Below are 19184 nucleotides of genomic sequence, written 5' to 3'. Positions count from 1 at the left end.
ATGAAATAACTCCTAAAAGTTATAAAATCTATTGAGTTATTTCAACAACATAGTATAATGTAAATTGGAATAATTATACTGACCGGTCAATTAATATATAAATCTGGAGTGGTATTGATGAATAAGACAAAAAGAACAATATTTGAATCTGCTATAAAAATATTTTCACAAAACGGTTATAGTGGTGCAACAATGGATTCAATTGCGTCTGATGCGGGAGTAGCAAAGGGAACATTATATTATCATTTTAAAAGCAAGGAAGAAATATTTAACTACATAATAAAAGAAGGAATGAATATAGTAAAGGAAAGAATAGAAAGTACTGCATACAAACAGCAGGATGCTTTATCAAAATTAAAAGTTCTATGCAGAATTCAGTTAGAGTTAGTTCATGAGCAGAGAGACTTTTTTATAGTACTAATGAGTCAATTGTGGGGTCAAGAATCTAGACAACTTGAACTAAGAGAGTCTATAAAGAAATATATTGACTATATACAGTCATATATTGTTGAGGCAATAGAAAATAAGATATTAAAATGTGGTGATCCTTCCTATGCGGCATATACACTATTCGGAACTCTTTGTTCTGTGGCAATATATGAACTTATAAATGAAGAAAAAAAGAATTTTGATGATTTGACTAATAATATATTAAATAATATGCTGAATGGAATACAGATAGAAAATAAAGCATGGGACTAAATTACTTAGTTTCATGCTTTATAATTTTCGAGATTTTATTATAGATATAATAAGAAGTAAAGCCATAAATGCAGATATTATAAGGCCTGCTATTCCTATTGCAGACATATCATATATTTTAGGTCCTACATTATTCGTTAATATTAAACTAGATCCTATTATCATAGAGGATAGTATAAGTGCGAAAATCAACCTATTTATCATATTATTTAAAGCACTAATGCTTTTGTTTAAGTTAGTTATATGTAGTTGAACTTTAAGTCTTCCATTTAGCATAGTATTTATAAGTTCAATAAATCTAGTAGGCATTCGAGATAAATCTTTCGTAAAATTATATGAATATATTAGTAGGTCATCGATATCTATGTTATTTAATAATGATAGTTTACTATTATTTTTTACAAAAGGCACAGCAACATCAAGTATTTGAGTATCAGGAGCTATTTTAGCAACAACACCTTCAATAATTACAAGACTTCTCACAAGGACTATTAAGTCTTTTGGGAGTCTTATATTATTGTTTTTGGCACAGTTAAATAACTCTTGAAGCAATATAGATACATGAATATTTTTTAAGGATGTATATAGATATCTAGAAAATAAATAGTCTATATCTTCATATAATTTATTTTTATTTACAAATCCTTTCTTTATGCCTATAGACATAATTATAGATATTAGCTTATCTAAATCTTTAAAGACTACAGCAACTATAGCATCATTCAATGAGGCTCTTAATGATTCAGAAAGGTTCCCCATTATTCCAAAGTCAATAAAACAAATCTTGCCTTCATTTATTAATAAGTTTCCAGGGTGTGGATCGCCATGAAAAAAACCATCGGTAAAAACTTGTTTTAAAAATGATAGTGCTAATTTTTTCCCTAAATCGTTAAGATCATACCCTCCCTCTTTAAGTTTTTCTAAATCATTTATTTTAAAGCCATATATTTTTTCCATAGTTAAAACCTTATCACTGGACAACTCATCTATAATATATGGAGTATAACAAAAGGCTATATTGTTATTTAGAATTCTAAATCTTTTTATATTTAAAGCCTCAATTTTAAAATTTAGCTCCTCTTCTGTAGATGATATTAATTCATTTAAAGCCTCTTCTGGATCAATTAAAGCATCAGAAAACTTTGTTTTAGTAAGCTTTATTATTCTATGTAAAATAGATAAATCCATTTTAATTTTTTCCATTATTTCAGGTCTTTGAATTTTTACAATGACTTCTTTTCCGTTTTTAAGTATAGCATTATGAACTTGGGCTATAGATGCAGAAGCCAATGGGTCTTTTTCAAAAGATGAAAAGCAATCCTCAATATTTTTATTAAAAACACTAAAGAAAACATTATTAATATCTTCGTATTTTTCAGGAGAAGCGTTGTCTTGAAGCTTTGAAAGTTCTTGTATATATTCAGGAGGAAGTATATCAGGTCTTGTACTTAATACCTGACCTATTTTTATAAAGGTAGGCCCTAACTCTTCAAAAGCGTTTCTTAAATTTTCTGGGAAATATTGTTTTTTTATTTTACTATCCACTATATGTCCAAAGCCATAGCGAGCTAGTACACTTATTATTTCTTTAAACCTTTGTATTGAGTTATTATGCATAATATGCCTCCATAAATATTAAAGCCCTAACAGCTGTCGGGGCTTTAGCTTTTGGTATTTACTTTTTCCTCTAGCATATCCAATCTTTGTTTTATGTTTTGTAAATCATCTTTAGTTGCAAAGTTCATTTGATTTAAAGTAGATACCAAGTCATCCTTAGTTAAAGGTTTTACATCTTCAACTTTATTTTTTATATTTCTCTTTAGTTCTTCTGAAAGTTCTTTTCCCTCATCCATAGTTAGTTTACCTTTTTGAACCATATCGTCAATTAACTTTGATGCCTTTTCATAAGTATATGCTGCAGATCCTAAACCTGCTAAAAGTAAATTTTTTAATTCATTCATCATAATAACACCTCCTAATTAGTATATTTTTATTTGCAATATAATATACCTATTATTTAAATTAATTAGTTGCTAGTATGCTAATAGATTATAATATAAAAATTTGACATTTATTATAGATTATTATAAAATATTATGGAAACAAGTTAATATGCGCTCGTAGCTCAGTAGGATAGAGCAGCGGTTTCCTAAACCGCGTGCCGGGGGTTCGATTCCTCTCGGGCGCACCAAAATTGAATCCTGTAATTTTAATTACAGGGTTTAATTTTTAAATATGTTTACAATAATTACAAATAATTATAAAATATACTAAGAGGTTTCTATGAATAATAAGTTTATGATTGAAGCCATATTTGAGGCAGAAAAATCTATACTTTTAAAAGAAGTGCCAGTTGGAGCCGTTATAGTAAAGGATAATAATATAATAGCAAGAGCACATAATTTGAGAGAAACTTTAAACAGTCCATTAGCGCATGCTGAGATTTTAGCTATAGAAAAAGCTTCAGAAGTTATTCAAAATTGGAGACTTAATGAGTGCAGCATGTATGTTACTTTAGAACCCTGTCCTATGTGTGCAGGAGCTATACTTCAATCAAGAATAAGTAATTTATATATAGGCACTTTTGATCCTACAGCTGGTGCTTGCGGTTCTGTAGTAAATGTACTTCAAAATGATGCATTAAACCATTGGACTAATATTCACTGGCTTTATGATGAGAAGTGTAGCAATATATTAATAGAATTCTTTAAATCAAGAAGGTAAGGCATCTTCAAAAAATTGATATTTTATTTCAGATGCCTAATATGGAGAGATGTCCGAGTGGTCGAAGGTGGTTGACTCGAAATCAATTGTACGGGTAATACCGTACCGGGGGTTCGAATCCCCCTCTCTCCGCCATACAATTAAGCCAATAATTACTTGCTAATAATTTTTATAAAGGTGTTGAATTATTTTAATATTAATAGTATAATAAGTCTTGTTCTAATGAAACAGGATATATAATTAAATATTGTTTCATGAGTAAATTTTGTGGAGAGATGTCCGAGTGGTTGAAGGAGCACGCCTGGAAAGCGTGTGTAGGGGAAACTCTACCAGGGGTTCGAATCCCCTTCTCTCCGCCAGTAGAACTTTGTCGTGCTAGATGGGGAGTCAGCGGTGCCCTGTAACCTGCAATCCGCTATAGCAGGGTTGAATTCCTCGCTTAGACTATAAAATGTGGGGTCTGGCCTATAAAAGTGGCGTTGAGAACTGGGTCCCACGCAACGGAAACTCATGAATCCCGTCAGGTCCGGAAGGAAGCAGCGGTAAGTGATCATTTTCGTGTGCCGTGGATAAACCTGGTTTGAGTTAACTATATGGGTAACGCTCATATTTTATTAGACGAAGCGAGGTGCACGACTTTAATACAATTTGCTTATATAAGATACCTACAAAAGGTGTCTTTTTTATTATATTTAGATTTATTTTATGAAAAAATTAAATATTAACTATAAATTATATATAAGGTATAATATTAATGGTTAAACAAGTTAAAGAAGGTGATTTAAGTGTCTTACACTGCATTATATAGAGAATGGAGACCTAGAGTTTTTGAAGATGTAGTCGGTCAGAACCACATAACTGTAACACTTAAGAATCAAATAAAAAATAGCAGAATTGCACATGCTTATCTTTTTTCTGGTACAAGAGGAACAGGTAAAACATCTACTGCAAAAATATTCTCAAAGGCAGTAAATTGTCTTGACTTGAAAGATGGAGAGCCTTGTAATGAATGTGAAATGTGCAAAAAAATAAACATGGGACTTGCTATTGACGTAATAGAAATGGATGCTGCTTCAAAAAGAAATTTGGAAGACATAAAAGATGTTATAGAAAATGTAAAATATCCTCCTCAAGAAGGAAAATATAAAGTATATATAATGGATGAAGTTCACATGCTTACTCCACAAGCGGTAAACGCATTCTTAAAAACGCTTGAAGAACCGCCTTCAAATGTAGTATTTATTCTTGCTACTACAGATCCACAGAAGCTTCCTGTTACTATTCTTTCTAGATGTCAAAAGTTTGATTTTAGAAGAATAAAGGGATTAGACATGTTTGAGAGGCTTAGAAAAATAGTTAAGGAGCAAGGAGTATTTGCAGATGATAAAAGTTTGAACTTAATATCTAGAATGTGCGATGGAGCAATGAGAGACGCATTAAGTATATTAGATCAGGCTATATCTATGGGGGGTGGAAAAGTAGAATATGATGGCGTTATAAGTATGCTTGGTTTAGTTACAAATGAAAACTTAATAAGGCTTACAAATGAGGTTATAGAAAAAGATGTAGAGGGATCCATGAGGATAGTAGATGACATAGTCCTCAGTGGAAAGGATATTTACAATTTTATAAAAGATATGATAACTCATATGAGAAACCTTTTAATGGTTAAGGTAAGTAAAAATCCAGAAGACATATTAGATATGTCTGAAGAAAATATGGAACTTCTAAAAGAGCAGGCACAAAAAATAAGAATAGAAGAAATAATGAGAGACATTAGGATATTACAGGATGCAGAAGATCAATCAAAATGGACGAAACAAAGCAGAATATATTTAGAGCTTGCAGTAATAAAAATGTGTAAGATAGAGTATGATACTTCGAAAGAAGTAATACTTTCAAGATTAAACAGATTAGAAGAAGCTTTAAAAGAAGGTGAACTAAAAGTAACCTGTGAAAGAATAGTTCCTAATGCAACTAATGTAGTAAAAAAAGAAAATAGGACTAAGGTAGAAGAAAATAAATCAAAAGAAAATATAAGACCTGTAATGAATGATAATGTATATTCAAAGCTTACATTAGATATAGTAAAAAAGAGCTGGAAAGATATATTAGAGTCTTTTAAATCAAAAAGTTATAGGGTTATACATGCAGCTCTATTTACAGGAGAAGTAATTAAATGTGAAAATGGAATAATAACAATAAGGTACGATAAGGATTATGCTTTTAATAAGCAAAGATTAGAAAAAGAAGAAAATAGAAGAATAGTTGAAGAAATATTTTCAGAAGCTTTAAAAGAGAGAGTAAGGCTTCAATATTATATAGATGGAGCTGAAACTAAAGACAATTCGAAGTCTTCCGAGCAGCTATTAAGAGATGCTTTTGGAGAAGATTTTATTGAAATAGTTGATGAATAATAACAAAAAAGTATTGATTTAAATTTATAAAAATATGGTATAATTATAACTGAATTAATTAAGTCGAGGAGGAATTAGTATGGCTAAAGGTGGATTCCCTAACTTTGGTGGGGGAAATATGAATAATATAATGAAACAAGCACAAAAATTTCAAAAGCAGATGGAAGATATGCAAAATGAACTTGAGAATAAAGAATTCTCAGCTACAGTTGGTGGTGGAGCAGTAACTGCAGTTGTAACTGGTAAAAAACAGATAGTAGATATAAAGATAAAACCAGAAGTTGTAGATCCAGATGATGTAGAAATGCTTCAAGATTTAATTCTAACTGCATGTAATGAAGCTCTAAAAATAGCTGAAGAAGAAACATCTGCAGAGATGAAAAAGTTAACAGGTGGACTAAATATTCCAGGAATGTTTTAAAACACAGTAATAGTTACCCCATCTATTGAAGATGGGGTTTTAAAATTGAGGTGATAATTATGGATTTCTATCCAATTGCAATAGAAAAGCTGATTGAGGAATTTGCTAAGCTTCCAGGGATAGGATATAAAACAGCTCAAAGACTTACTCTTCATGTACTGAATCTGCCAGGTGAAGAGGTTAGAGAGTTTGCTGAAGCACTAGTTAAAGCTAGAGGGACAATAAAATACTGCTCTGTATGTGGTAATTTCACAGACAAGGATCCTTGTGCAGTATGCTCTAATCCTAATAGAGATAAGAGTTTAATATGCGTTGTTGAGCAACCAAAAGATATAATATCCATGGAAAAAGTTAAAGAGTTTAATGGGGTCTATCATGTTCTTCATGGGAATATATCTCCTATGGCGGGTAGAGGACCTGAAGATATAAAGCTAAAAGAACTTATAAGAAGAATAAATGGAGAAATAAGAGAGGTAATAGTAGCTACAAATCCTAATATAGAAGGAGAAGCTACCGCTATGTATATATCAAAAATATTGAAACCTTTAGGTGCTAAAGTAACAAGAATAGCTCATGGAATACCTGTTGGTGGAGATTTAGAATATGCAGATGAGGTTACACTATCAAAGGCCCTAGAAGGCAGAGTAGAGATATAATGTATACTAATCCTATTTTATGTCAATTATCATAAATATGATTCAAAATAGGAGGCTCTTTATGGATAAAAGTATTATTGCTAAGTTAATAACTAGAGAATCTAGATATACAGCAGAACAAAAAAAATTATTAAATTCAATAGAGAAAGCAAGAGAGGATTTAAAGGTGGCAAGAGAATATTTTAATGCTGTTAACGATCCAAGACTTGTAGATTATGCTATATATAGAGAAGAAGCTGCAAAGGCAAGATATATGTTTTTGCTCAATGAAGCTAAAAAAAATGAACTAAAAGTTGAATGTTCAAACTCTATTGAGGATTTAAATGTAGGCTAAAATAGAAAAGGTGAAAAGCAAAAAACTTTAAGTTTTTACTTTTCATCTTTTTTATTAATACTTTTATTTTAATAGAATATAAATTTAGTAACAATAAAATTAGGAGGGATATCTTTGGAATTTGAATACATAGGTTACTTTTTAATTTCTATAATTGGTTTATATATATTAGTTAAAATTTTTGCTTGGCCTCTAAAGGTTTTGTTAAAACTAATAGCTAATGGATTAATTGGAATCCTATTATTAATTACAGTTAATTTTATTGGCCATTATTTTAATTTTTACATAGGTATTAACGCAATAACAGCTCTTATTGCCGGTTTTTTTGGAATACCAGGAGTCATATTTTTAGTTATATTTAAGTTGTTTTTGTAATGAACTTAGGCTAAATTAATAAATATATTGGTTTAGCCTTAAGCTAAATGAACATTTCATATAAGGCAAGAAGTATTATTATTAACCCGGAAATTAAATTTGCTTTACTTTCTAGTACATTAGGTATATACTTCTTACCAAGAATGTATCCAAGAGGTATAGCGGTTAAACTAAATAAAAATGTAAAAATAGAAGTTAAGATTATGCTTAACCCTGTAATACTAGCCCCTATACCCAGTCCCATGTTGTTTAGAGCTAGTACAAACCCTAAGATCACTGCTTCTTTCAAATCAATATTGCCTGAATTATTCATATCTGCTTTCTCAGGACTTGTCAGGAGCTCTTCACATTGAACTTTATAGCATTCTAATTTATTTTGCTTCTTATATTCAGTTTTTTCATCTTTATTATTTTTTTTGAAGGAATTAAGTATAAACCATAATCCTAGCAACATAAGGATGGAACTTCCTATAAAGTTTGCATTATGCCCAGAAATAAATTTACCAATAAACTTACCTAGTGCCATTGATAAAAATGTTCCTGCACAGGATATAAAGGCTATTAAGAGGTTACTCAATATAGATATTTTGAGTTTTTTGATGCCGTAAGCAATTCCAACAATAAGATTGTCAAGGCTAGCAGATACAACGAATAATATTACTGATAAAATATGCATATAATATCTCCTATTCAAAAGCGGTTCAAGTATATACTATTCACTATGCAAAACATAGGTTACAATTTATCGTCAATTGACCAAGCTAAAATATAGAAATAATAAATATTTTAGTTTAAAATAATAATCATTTATGTTTAAATAAGTATATAATTAATCCACAATGTTGATAAAAAATAATTAAAATAATAATAAATGTGTGGATAAAATATGTGAGTATGTGTATAAATTTTTAAAAAGATGGAGATGATATATTGATTATCCACAATAATGTTATAATGGCTAAGTTTATATATAGACCAAATCGCTTTCAGGCTTATGTAGATATAGATGGAATAGAAACTATAGTTCATGTTCCTAATACAGGAAGATGCAGAGAAATACTTATACCTGGTTGTACTGTAGTTTTAAGGGAAGAAGATAATCCATCAAGAAAAACTAAATATGATTTAATTGGTGGATATAAGGGAAACAGATTCATAAACATAGATTCCCATATACCTAATAAAGTTGTAGATGAAGCATTAAAAAATAAAAAAATAAGCTTACTAAGTGGTTACAGTAAAATAGAAAAAGAAAAGACTTTTGGAAATAGCAGATTTGATTTTAAATTAACAGATTCTAATAAAAGTGAATGCTATTTAGAAGTTAAGGGAGTAACTCTAGAAGATGGAGGAAAAACTATGTTTCCAGATGCTCCTACAGAAAGAGGAACTAAACATTTACTAGAACTTATAGAGGTTAAAAACACTGGTAGGGAAGCTGCTGTATTATTTTTAATTCAGATGGAAGGAGTAGAATATTTTACTCCTCATGATGAAATGGATAAAGCTTTCGGGGAAGCATTAAGATTAGCTGAGAGCAATGGGGTACATATACTTGCTTACGATTGCTTTGTAGGTGAAAAGCATATTACAATTAAAGATCAAATAGAAGTAAGGCTATAGAACTCTATTATATTGAATGTAATTGCAGGGATACCTTATAATGCACTTATATAGTTAATCTTAGTACAAGGAGGTGAAACTACTCAAATCAGAGTGGTGGTTTTATGAAATTTAAATATTGTCCAGTTTGTGGTCAAAAGTTAATAGAGAAGTATAGCTGGGATGAGGGTGGGGTTCCCTACTGTCCAGTAGATGATATTATGTATTTCGATACTCCTAAGCCATGTATAATAGTGGCTGTAATAAAAGAAGATAAAATATTGCTTCTTAAGCAAAGTTATATATTTAAAGATTCAAAGGTTCTTTTATCCGGTTATGTAACCAATGGTGAAACAGTTGAGAGCACAGTTCATAGAGAGGTATTAGAAGAGGCGGGTATTAAAGTAAAAGATATAAAATATTTAGGTAGTGAGTATTTAGAATCTAAAGAGATATTAATGCTTACATTTATGGCAATGTATGATGGAGGAACTATAAAAAAGTCATCAGAAGTAGAATGGGTGGATTGGAGTAACATTGAGGACGCCCTTTGTGAAATGAATGAGGATAAAATAGGGAAAAGAATAGTTAGAAAAGTCTTAAAGGAATTAGGGTACACCGGAAATAAGGCTTATAGATGTGAAGAAGATAATTGTGATAATGGTAATTGTAAATTAAAGGGATAGTAGTATTGAGTAGATAAAAACAAAAAAATGGATATTAAAGTAAAAGTATGTTATTATAATATAACAAAATTTAAGTTGAAGTAGTGGTGTTATATTGTTATAGAGGAGGAAAAATGTATGGTCAAACATGTACCAGAAATACAGGGTATATTAAGAAGACACATGATTCAAGTTCCAAATGTTATACGAGAAGCAAGTGGTATTAGAATATTTGGGAAGAGACTTAAATCCTTTGTGTTCAGTACTGATGTAGCGGTTATAAAAAACACAAATGCAGATGCTGTTATTGCAGTTTATCCATTTACGCCTCAGCCGCTTATAACACAGGCTATTATGCTATCTGCAGACATTCCGGTATTCTGTGGAGTTGGTGGAGGTATTACAACTGGTAAAAGAGTTGTAAATTTAGCTTTAGATGCAGAGTTTAAGGGAGCTATGGGAGTAGTAGTAAATAGCCCGACGCCTAATGAAGTTATAGAACAAATGAGGGACACTATTGACATACCTATAGTTGTTTCGGTTGTATCAGAATATGAAAATATTAAGGAAAGAATAGAAGCAGGGGCTACTATAATAAATGTATCAGGCGCTAAAAGAACTTCCCATATAGTTAAAAAAATAAGAGAAATGTATCCTGAGTTTCCTATAATGGCCACAGGAGGACCTAATGAAGAAACTATAAGAGCTACAATAGAAGCAGGGGCAAACGCTATAACATTTACTCCGCCAACGGCATCAGAAATATTAAGCGAAATAATGATTGCATATAGAGAGAAATATGCCCAAGAATATTATAGTGAATAAGTTTTTAAATTATTATGCATAATACAAGATAGTGTATTATGCATTTTTATATTATAATTTTATTTGTAAGTTTATAATACAAAAGTTATATCTTTGTTATAGAGCGCCTTAATCATATAGTTCAAAAGCCTTAAAATTCAAGTAATAGATAATAAAGTGTTTATTTAAGTACATAAAAGAAGGGATTGGCCAATCTAATATAGAAAATATAAATGTTATAAGCTTAAATCTAAAAGAGAATTTTTTAATATCGGCTTGTAGGGCCGAATTTCATATAGATGAATAAATAATGGGAGATGGGATTTTGATGAAAGGTGTTTTATATTATTTTAGTGGCACCGGAAACACAAAATGGGTAGCTGATAGGTTTAAAGAGAATTTTAAATCCTATGGTATAGATATAAAATTGATAAATATGGAATCAGAAGAACCAATTAATATAAAGTGTTATGATTTTATAATAATAGGTTCTGTAGTACATTCTAATATGGAACCTAAAATAGTAAGTGATTTTTTAAAAAAATTGCCTGATACTAAGAAAAAAATGAAAACTATTATATATTCAACGCAAGGAGGCAAGTCGTCAGTAGCGGTTTTATCTATGGCAAAAAAAATATCACAAAAAGGATATGATATAGTTGTCCAATCTGCCATAAGAATGCCTAATAACTGTTATTTTATTTCTGGCAAAAAACCTACTAAAAAAGAAGAAAATGAAATTTTGAAGGATGCGTCGGAAAAGGTTAAAGAATTAATTAAAATTTTTATAGACAATAAAAGATTAAAAGAAAACAATTCAATTTTTAAGATGGGAATAGGAAAGATTTCTAGTAAGCTTTTTAAGAATTCATTACCTAAGCTATCTAAAAATTTGACAGCAATAGAGGAATGTAAAAAATGTGGTCTATGCCTTAGAAATTGTCCTAAAAATAACATAACATTTGAAGATGGTCATGCTGTTTTTCATAGTAAATGCATGCTATGTTTGCGATGCATGAACATATGCCCTATAAATGGCATAAGATATAAAAATAAGAAGATAGAGCAAGTGCAAAGAGATAGAATTAATGTTTTAAATTTAAACAAGTAATATTTATACTAGAGAGGAAGGAAAGTTGTGATTTTAAATAATAATTGTAAAGTTTGTCCTGAGTTTTCTAATGGCTGTGATGGAAAGGCAGAAAATTGCATGTGCAAGTCCTGTCCTAGAAGTCTTGGAAAATGCATTATTACAAGATATTGCACAGAAACAGAATCAGTTTTAGACTAGTAGGTGAGAAAGATATTTTTTGCTATTTTAGAATTATATTTTTATTTGCGGTAATAATACTTACATAAAGTAAATAAAATATTGAACATTTAGCTTTAAGGCATTTGAAATTAAGATTATAATAAGACTACTATTTAGGAGTGGTTATATGATTTCAATTCAGGAAAAAATGTTGGTAGCAGAAAATTGTGCAGAATATAAGCCTAAGGTCTATACTTTTAATGCAAATAGAAGTGCTATTTCACAAGGATGTAATACATGTGTAAATTACATAAATGATAAATGTAATAAGGAATTATTTGAGCAAATTGAAGAAAAAATAAGAATAAACTAAGAAAGAAATTTTAAGAGAATGTCATATCTATTTTTAGATAATTATAAAAATTTTTAAAAAAGTATTGACATATATATTTTATCACTCTATAATAAAAAACAAGTTAAAAAATAATATATTTTATCTGATGAAGAGAATAGTAACATGAGCAGAGGTTAAGAGAGTCAGTGGTTGGTGAAAACTGATACCTAGGTCTTTTGTGAATCCACCTCCGAGGATATTACGATGAGTAATACGGAAAAAACCGTTATTTATAATGAGAGGACTATGTATATGTTTATTATGTGTAGTCAATGAGGGTGGCAACGCGAGTCAATCGTCCCTATACGGGAGGTTGGCTTTTTTATTTTATAAAAATTTATAGTGCTATAATTATTTATATTAAAATTTAATAGTTCCGATGAAAAGAATAGTAACATGAGTAAAGGTTAAGAGAGTCAGTGGTTGGTGAAAACTGATACCTATATCTTTTGTGAATCCGCCTTTGAGGATATTGCGATGAGTAATACGGAAAAAACCGTTATTTGTAATGAGAGGACTATATGTATATTTATTATGTGTAGTCAATGAGGGTGGCAACGCGAGTCAATCGTCCCTATGTGGACGGCTGGCTCTTTTATTTTTTATAAAATTCACTTTATTAAAGTATAACTGTATAATGATATAACTTTACAGTTAAAAAATAAAATGCACAAAAATTTCAGGGGGTACTAAATATGCATAAAAAATTATTTATTCCAGGACCAATAGAGGTTAAAGAAGATGTTTTAGCAAAGATGGCTATGCCAATGATAGGCCATAGAAGCAAAGAAGCATCAGAACTTCAAAGAAGAATTAGTGAAAAACTTAGAAAGGTGTTTTATACAAAAGAAGAGATACTGTTATCAACTACATCTGGAAGTGGTCTTATGGAAGGGGCAATAAGATCTTGTACAGTTAAAAGAGCTGCAGTATTTTCTATCGGAGCCTTTGGTAAGAGATGGTATGAAATGGGGATAAACAATAATGTACCAGCAGATTTATTTGAGGTTGAATGGGGTAAAGCTGTAGATTTTAATGAAGTAGATAAAGTTTTAGCTACAGGCAAATATGATTTAATTTGTATAACCCACAATGAAACATCTACAGGAGTTATGAATCCAGTAGAAGAACTTGGAGAAGTAATAAGAAAATATCCAGAGGTTGTATGGTGCTTAGATGCAGTAAGTTCTATGGCAGGAACAAAGATAGAAGTAGATAAGCTTGGTGTAGATATATGTATAACTTCAAGTCAAAAGGCACTTGCACTTCCTCCAGGAATGGCAGTATGTTCTTTCTCACAAAAGGCCATAGAAAGAGCTAAAAATGTTAAATTTAGGGGATATTATTTAGATTTATTAGCACTTTATGAATATATTCAGAAAAAAGATTATCAATACCCGTCAACTCCTTCTCTTTCACACATGTTTGCAATGGACTATCAGTTAGACAAAATATTAGAAGAAGGATTAGATAATAGATACAAAAGGCATATAGAAATGGCTGAGTATGTAAGAGCATGGGGAAAAGAACACTTTGAATTGTTTGCAGATGAAAGATATTTATCAAATACTCTTACAAATATTAAAAACACCAGAGGAATAAGTGTTGCAGAGTTAAATAAGGAATTAGGAAAAAGAGGTTTCCAAATCTCAAATGGATATGGCAAGTTAAAAGAGCAGACATTTAGAATAGCTCATATGGGTGAATGTACTTTAGATGATGTAAAAGAATTATTAGTAAATATAGATGAAATATTGAATTTTTAAAAGTATGTAATTGGGGCAAATACTATACAGCATTTAATTGGGGCAAATGTTGTATAGTATCAAACAAAATTAAAGTTCATAAAAATAAAAAGGAGGCTATTAATTATGATAAAAATATTAGTTTGTGATGGAATGGAAAAGGAGGCAATAAAAAAGCTTATAGATGGTGGATTTGAGGTAGTTGACAAACATTATGAAGAGGAAGAACTTAAAAAAAATGTTATGGATTTTGATATTATGATAGTAAGATCAGCTACAAAGGTTAGAAAGCCAATAATTGATGCAGCTAAAGGTGGAAAACTTAAACTTATAATTCGTGGAGGAGTAGGAGTAGATAATATTGATGTAGATTATGCTAGAAAAAACGGAATAGAAGTTAGAAATACACCTAATGCTAGCAGTGCTTCTGTAGCAGAACTTACTATAGGTCACTTATTTGCACTAACAAGATATATACACTTGGCAAATGTAACAATGAGAGATGGAAAGTGGGAAAAGAAAAAATATGAGGGTATAGAACTCTTTGGGAAAACTTTAGGGCTTATTGGATTTGGTAGAATAGCAAGAGAGGTTGCTACAAGAGCAGAAGCTTTAGGAATTAGGGTAATATATACTGATAAATTGGGAAAGGCAAGAGGTTATGAGAGATTTGAGTTTTGTACAATAGAAAAACTTTTAAAAAATGCTGATTTTGTATCACTTCATGTTCCTTTTAATAAAGAAGAAGGGGCTATTATAGGAAAAGATCAATTTGCTATTATGAAAGATGGTGCTTATATAATAAATTGTGCAAGAGGTGGAGTAATTGATGAAGAAGCACTAATGGAGGCTTTAAATTCAGGTAAAATTAATGGTGCAGGTCTTGATGTATTTGAAAATGAACCTAAGCCTAATCTTGAATTAGTAAATCACCCTAAAGTATGTGTTACACCACATATAGGCGGTTCTACTGAAGAGGCACAGGAAAGAATAGGTGAAGAAATAGTAGAAACAATAGAAGAGTTTTTTCAATATAACAACGAATTAGCTGTTAATGCTTAGGAAAGAGGGGGATGGATGTGGCTATTTTAAAACCATTTGCGGCAGTAAGGCCTAGAAAGGATATAGCTCATAAAGTTGCAGCATTACCTTATGATGTTATGAATAGTGAAGAAGCAAGAGAAATTGTTGGTGATAATGAATATTCTTTTTTACATGTAGATAAGGCAGAAATAGATTTAGATAGAAATATAAATATATATGATAAGATTGTATATGAGAAAGCAAGAAACAATTTATATGAAATGATTAATAGAGGTGTCTTAGCAAAAGATAATAAAAAATGTTTATATATTTATAGATTGATAATGGATGGAATAGAACAAACAGGAATAGTTGGATGTGCTTCCATAGATGATTATTTAAATAATGAGATAAAAAAGCATGAGCATACTAGAGAAGAGAAAGAACAGGATAGAATAAACCATGTCGATATTTGCGATGCAAATACAGGACCAATTTTCTTAACTTATAAGTATAATAATGAAATTAATGGTATAATAAAATCATGGACTGAAAAAGAAGCTATATATGATTTTTTAGCAGAAGATAATATAAGACATATGGTATGGATTATAGATGATGAGCATATTATATGTAATATATGCAATATATTTAAAAATATAGATAGCGTATATATAGCAGACGGACATCACAGATCAGCTTCAGCCGTAAAAGTTGGTTTGAAAAGGAGAAAGGAAAATCCTAATTATACAGGAGAGGAAGAATTTAATTTTTTTCTATCAGTACTTTTCCCACATTCAGACCTAAGAATTATGGATTATAACAGGATTGTCAAGGACTTGAATGGGCTTTCTACCGAGGAATATATGTTTAGGGTTTCGGAAAAATTTAATGTAAATATATATGAAGGAGATGAACCATATAAGCCTTCTTGTAAGCATACTTACGGTATGTATTTAGGCGGAAAATGGTATGAACTTACGGCAAAAAAGGGGACTTATGATCCTTGTAATCTTGTTGATAGATTAGATGCATCTATTCTTCAAAACAATCTACTAAAACCAATTTTGGGAATTGAAGACCCAAGAACGGACAATAGAGTGGATTTTGTAGGTGGTATAAGAGGTCTTAAAGAACTCGAATTGAGAATAGATAATCAAAAAGATGGGGCAGCCTTCTCTATGTATCCAACTGATATAGAAGACTTAATGCTTATAGCGGATGCTGGAGAAGTGATGCCTCCAAAATCTACTTGGTTTGAACCAAAGTTAAGAAGTGGATTATTTATTCACACATTAAGGTAAAAATAAAGATTTAACTAGGGATATTTATTCTAGTTAAATCTTTTTTATTTAAGTTATTCCCATTGATTTATATAATTATATAATGCAGGAAATACATTTAAGCTAGACATAAGACTAAAATACTCAGACATTGCGTCTTCGTTTTCCTCTTTTATTTTAACAGCCCTTATCATAAGGTTTTTTGGAGTCTCTAAGGGAGATATATATTCCACAACAGAAACATCGTAACCTTTTGCTTCAAGTAACAATGATCTCATTCCATCAGTTAAAATGTCAGCCATTCTAGCCTTAAATACGCCATGTTTTAATATAGTTTTAAAAGGCTCATATGAATACTGACTTAGTAATTCTCTGTGACAGCAAGGTACTGCAACAATAGCATCAGAACTTAACTTTATTCCAAGTGCTAAAGCCATATCTGTAGCTGTATCGCAGGCATGAAGAGACATAACAACATTTATTTTGTTTTTTGGAATATAGTTTTTAATATCTACTGCATGAAATTCCATATTTCTATAGCCTAAATTCTCAGCAATTTTTTGCGAAGTCTCTATAACACTTTCCTTATAGTCAAGTCCTATAAAATGACATCTGATTTTTTTTACTTCTCTCAAATAGTAGTTTAATACAAAGCTTAAATATGACTTACCACAGCCGCAATCCAATATATTTAAAGTTTGATTTTTAGGAAGTTTATTTAACATTTCATCGAAAAGTTCAACATAGTGATCTATCTGATTATATTTTCGTATCTTATCATTTTTAATTTTACCTTCTTTGCTCATAATGCCTATTTCTTTTAACAGTTTATCAGCCTTACCTACTTTTATAAGATAGTTTCTATTTAATAATGTAGAAGTTTCATTAGTACTATCATTATCATTTTCTTCTTCTTTAATATCTATATTTTTCATCTTTACATTTTTATTATCTGCTTCAATTAATATATCAGTGCCTCTTTCACTATAAGTTAAAGTTACACTGTCATAATTTATTGCATCACTACATAATTTATCTACTAACTCATCTATGGATAAAGACTCTGTTTTCCCATTAAAATTAAATTTTATTTTGCCAGAATCATATGTACCAATACCTTTGAAATTCTTTAGGCCAGCCTTATAAATAACTGTAATGCCTTTAAAAATATCTAAATTTTCTTCAAATCTATTTTTCAAACCTATAAGAAATAGGTTTAGTTTAGATATACTCTGTTTATTCATTTATAACACATCCTCATATTATATTTAAAATCATATAAATAATATAAACATATACTTTTATATTATCAATATTTTTTATGCTATAATGTTACAGAGGTTAAGTTTTTATTAAAAATTTTAAAAGTCTATTAACGGGAGAGGTTAGAATGTTAAAAGAACATCATGTAACTATAAGCTTGGCAAATGGTAGCAATAGTGAATATATAGTTAGAGATAATGCAGGAATTACTATAGGACGGGTTTTTATTATTGAGTTATCAAAAGAAAATAGGTATTGCAGTTTTAGAATTAAGTTTTATAAGGATGGAGAATCGGGATATGAGCTGCTAAAAGAAGCTCTAAACCTATTTTTGATTTCTCTGTTTAAAAACATGGATATTAATAAAGTTAGCGTAGTTGCAGATGAAGAGATAAATATTATGGCTTTTACTGATCTTGGTTTCAAGCTTGAAGGCATAATCTCTAGTAGTATAATTTTTAATAAAGTATTTAAGGATGAATTAATATTTGGATTAAATTTCGATAGCTTTAGAGATGAAAAAAGATATAAGGAAATAGAGATAAGCGGAATAAATGTAGAACTTGCAGTTTTAACTCCTGATGACGCTGAAGATGTTTTAAACTACTATCTTAAAAATAAGTTATATCTTGCTCCTTTTGAACCTGATAGAGATGAGAGTTTTTATACGTTAATGGGACAAAGAAGAATACTTGTAGAGGGGTATAAGCAATTTTTAAATGGGGATAGTGTTAACTTTGGAATATATAAAAATAAGAAGTTAATTGGGAAAATACAAATATCTAATATAGTGATGGGAGTATTTAGAAGTGCTTTCGTCGGATATTCTATAGATGAAGATGAACAAGGTAAGGGATATATGAAAGAAGCCTTAGGTCTTGTAATAAAATATGCCTTTGAAGATATTGGGTTACATAGAGTAGAAGCATCAACACTTGTGGAGAACATAAAGTCCCAAAGAGTCCTAAAGGCCTGTGGTTTTAAAGAGATTGGCATAAATGAGAAGTACTTGTTCGTTAATGGTAAATGGAGAGATCATATAACATTTTGTAAAACTAAATAGGAAAATAAATACTTAATAGAGCGTGTATATTTACATGCTCTATGCTTTTCTTAAAGCTTAGAAGCTTGTTTATAGATTATATGTTGATATAGGTCAAATACTTAATTTATTAGCAATATTCAGTATATAAAAACAAACACCTCCAGGTGTATCAACATGTAAAAAAGCTAAGAATATTGAGTAAAAGTTAATAATTTTAAAATAAACTCCAAAAACAGAACATATAATGCATATTGAATAGATATAATGTGATAGAATAACACATGTCGCTTGAAGAAACGACAAAGCTTAACAAAACAACTTAAAAAAAGTTATTGACAAGGTTAAGCGGATGTGATAAACTACAATAGTCGCTGAGAGAGCGGCATGATCCTTGAAAATTAAACAGAGGTTAAAAGTTATTTAAACTTTTATTAAGTAAACTAAACCAGCAATTCTTTTGAACTACTTGTTAGTAGTCA

General features: G+C 30.1%; 21 protein-coding genes, 3 tRNA genes, 1 other RNA gene and 2 other annotated features. Of the genes, 21 read left to right on the top strand and 4 right to left on the bottom strand.

Features of this window, described 5'->3' with window-relative positions; all coding sequences use genetic code 11:
• Positions 1 to 117: 117 nt before the first annotated feature.
• Positions 118 to 702: a TetR/AcrR family transcriptional regulator gene (locus tag I6U51_RS24010; protein ID WP_211145079.1), complete on the top strand. Its 585-nt coding sequence runs from the start codon at positions 118 to 120 to the stop codon at positions 700 to 702.
• An 18-nt stretch (positions 703 to 720) separates the two neighbouring features.
• On the opposite strand, the gene I6U51_RS24005 is transcribed toward I6U51_RS24010, so the two are convergent.
• The gene (locus tag I6U51_RS24005) at positions 721 to 2319 is read right to left on the bottom strand and encodes an ABC1 kinase family protein (protein ID WP_211145078.1); all 1599 of its coding nucleotides are present in this window, start codon (positions 2317 to 2319) and stop codon (positions 721 to 723) included.
• Between the two features lie 44 nt (positions 2320 to 2363).
• Complete coding sequence (locus I6U51_RS24000; RefSeq protein WP_211145077.1) at positions 2364 to 2666, bottom strand: phasin family protein; 303 nt, start codon at positions 2664 to 2666, stop codon at positions 2364 to 2366.
• Positions 2667 to 2816: 150 nt separating this feature from the next.
• On the opposite strand from I6U51_RS24000, the gene I6U51_RS23995 reads away from it, so the two are divergent.
• The 10 genes from I6U51_RS23995 to I6U51_RS23950 all read left to right on the top strand — a co-directional run bounded on the left by I6U51_RS23995 (position 2817) and on the right by I6U51_RS23950 (position 7629).
• A tRNA-Arg gene (locus tag I6U51_RS23995) sits at positions 2817 to 2893 on the top strand.
• Between the two features lie 92 nt (positions 2894 to 2985).
• Positions 2986 to 3426, top strand: a complete 441-nt coding sequence (locus I6U51_RS23990; protein WP_211145076.1) for a nucleoside deaminase — start codon at positions 2986 to 2988, stop codon at positions 3424 to 3426.
• A 43-nt stretch (positions 3427 to 3469) separates the two neighbouring features.
• Positions 3470 to 3561, top strand: a tRNA-Ser gene (locus I6U51_RS23985).
• 134 nt (positions 3562 to 3695) lie between these two features.
• Positions 3696 to 3785 (top strand) — tRNA-Ser (locus tag I6U51_RS23980).
• A gap of 11 nt (positions 3786 to 3796) precedes the next feature.
• Positions 3797 to 4062, top strand: an RNA gene (gene ffs / locus I6U51_RS23975) — signal recognition particle sRNA large type.
• A gap of 149 nt (positions 4063 to 4211) precedes the next feature.
• Positions 4212 to 5843 (top strand): DNA polymerase III subunit gamma/tau, encoded by a 1632-nt coding sequence (gene dnaX, locus I6U51_RS23970; protein ID WP_211145075.1) that lies wholly within the window; start codon positions 4212 to 4214, stop codon positions 5841 to 5843.
• 79 nt (positions 5844 to 5922) lie between these two features.
• Positions 5923 to 6264: a YbaB/EbfC family nucleoid-associated protein gene (locus I6U51_RS23965; protein ID WP_211145074.1), complete on the top strand. Its 342-nt coding sequence runs from the start codon at positions 5923 to 5925 to the stop codon at positions 6262 to 6264.
• Between the two features lie 59 nt (positions 6265 to 6323).
• Positions 6324 to 6920: a recombination mediator RecR gene (gene recR, locus I6U51_RS23960; protein ID WP_211145073.1), complete on the top strand. Its 597-nt coding sequence runs from the start codon at positions 6324 to 6326 to the stop codon at positions 6918 to 6920.
• A gap of 61 nt (positions 6921 to 6981) precedes the next feature.
• Complete coding sequence (locus I6U51_RS23955) at positions 6982 to 7254, top strand: YaaL family protein (RefSeq protein WP_178906215.1); 273 nt, start codon at positions 6982 to 6984, stop codon at positions 7252 to 7254.
• Between the two features lie 114 nt (positions 7255 to 7368).
• The gene (locus tag I6U51_RS23950; RefSeq protein ID WP_211145072.1) at positions 7369 to 7629 is read left to right on the top strand and encodes a pro-sigmaK processing inhibitor BofA family protein; all 261 of its coding nucleotides are present in this window, start codon (positions 7369 to 7371) and stop codon (positions 7627 to 7629) included.
• 43 nt (positions 7630 to 7672) lie between these two features.
• Here the strand turns inward: I6U51_RS23950 and ytaF are convergent, their stop codons facing one another.
• Positions 7673 to 8305: a sporulation membrane protein YtaF gene (ytaF, locus tag I6U51_RS23945; RefSeq protein WP_211145071.1), complete on the bottom strand. Its 633-nt coding sequence runs from the start codon at positions 8303 to 8305 to the stop codon at positions 7673 to 7675.
• Positions 8306 to 8559: 254 nt separating this feature from the next.
• On the opposite strand from ytaF, the gene sfsA reads away from it, so the two are divergent.
• From sfsA to I6U51_RS23900, 9 genes are all read left to right on the top strand, one after another.
• Positions 8560 to 9252, top strand: coding sequence for a DNA/RNA nuclease SfsA (sfsA, locus tag I6U51_RS23940; RefSeq protein WP_211145070.1), 693 nt, complete (start codon positions 8560 to 8562; stop codon positions 9250 to 9252).
• A gap of 104 nt (positions 9253 to 9356) precedes the next feature.
• Entirely contained in the window at positions 9357 to 9917 is a 561-nt protein-coding gene (locus I6U51_RS23935) for an NAD(+) diphosphatase (protein ID WP_211145069.1), read from the top strand.
• 117 nt (positions 9918 to 10034) lie between these two features.
• Positions 10035 to 10721 (top strand): beta/alpha barrel domain-containing protein, encoded by a 687-nt coding sequence (locus tag I6U51_RS23930; protein ID WP_211145068.1) that lies wholly within the window; start codon positions 10035 to 10037, stop codon positions 10719 to 10721.
• Between the two features lie 307 nt (positions 10722 to 11028).
• Positions 11029 to 11811, top strand: coding sequence for an EFR1 family ferrodoxin (locus I6U51_RS23925; RefSeq protein WP_211145088.1), 783 nt, complete (start codon positions 11029 to 11031; stop codon positions 11809 to 11811).
• A 27-nt stretch (positions 11812 to 11838) separates the two neighbouring features.
• Positions 11839 to 11991: a hypothetical protein gene (locus tag I6U51_RS23920; protein ID WP_211145067.1), complete on the top strand. Its 153-nt coding sequence runs from the start codon at positions 11839 to 11841 to the stop codon at positions 11989 to 11991.
• Between the two features lie 148 nt (positions 11992 to 12139).
• On the top strand, positions 12140 to 12325 hold the full coding sequence (locus I6U51_RS23915) for a hypothetical protein (RefSeq protein ID WP_211145066.1): 186 nt from the start codon (positions 12140 to 12142) through the stop codon (positions 12323 to 12325).
• A 118-nt stretch (positions 12326 to 12443) separates the two neighbouring features.
• Positions 12444 to 12652: a binding site (T-box leader), on the top strand.
• Between the two features lie 64 nt (positions 12653 to 12716).
• Positions 12717 to 12925 (top strand) — a binding site (T-box leader).
• Between the two features lie 116 nt (positions 12926 to 13041).
• On the top strand, positions 13042 to 14112 hold the full coding sequence (locus I6U51_RS23910) for a pyridoxal-phosphate-dependent aminotransferase family protein (protein WP_211145065.1): 1071 nt from the start codon (positions 13042 to 13044) through the stop codon (positions 14110 to 14112).
• Positions 14113 to 14217: 105 nt separating this feature from the next.
• Positions 14218 to 15153: a D-2-hydroxyacid dehydrogenase gene (locus I6U51_RS23905; RefSeq protein WP_211145064.1), complete on the top strand. Its 936-nt coding sequence runs from the start codon at positions 14218 to 14220 to the stop codon at positions 15151 to 15153.
• Between the two features lie 17 nt (positions 15154 to 15170).
• The gene (locus tag I6U51_RS23900) at positions 15171 to 16418 is read left to right on the top strand and encodes a DUF1015 family protein (protein ID WP_211145063.1); all 1248 of its coding nucleotides are present in this window, start codon (positions 15171 to 15173) and stop codon (positions 16416 to 16418) included.
• Positions 16419 to 16471: 53 nt separating this feature from the next.
• Here I6U51_RS23900 and I6U51_RS23895 read toward each other — a convergent pair whose 3' ends face one another.
• Entirely contained in the window at positions 16472 to 17641 is a 1170-nt protein-coding gene (locus I6U51_RS23895; protein WP_211145062.1) for a class I SAM-dependent methyltransferase, read from the bottom strand.
• A gap of 146 nt (positions 17642 to 17787) precedes the next feature.
• Between I6U51_RS23895 and I6U51_RS23890 the strand changes: the two genes are divergently transcribed.
• Positions 17788 to 18723, top strand: a complete 936-nt coding sequence (locus I6U51_RS23890) for a GNAT family N-acetyltransferase (RefSeq protein ID WP_211145061.1) — start codon at positions 17788 to 17790, stop codon at positions 18721 to 18723.
• The last annotated feature ends 461 nt before the right edge of the window (positions 18724 to 19184 follow it).

Source organism: Clostridium aciditolerans (genome assembly GCF_016316925.1).
In the GTDB taxonomy this organism is placed as follows: Bacteria; Bacillota; Clostridia; order Clostridiales; family Clostridiaceae; genus Clostridium_AM; species Clostridium_AM aciditolerans.
This window is presented reverse-complemented; position numbering and strand designations above follow the sequence as displayed.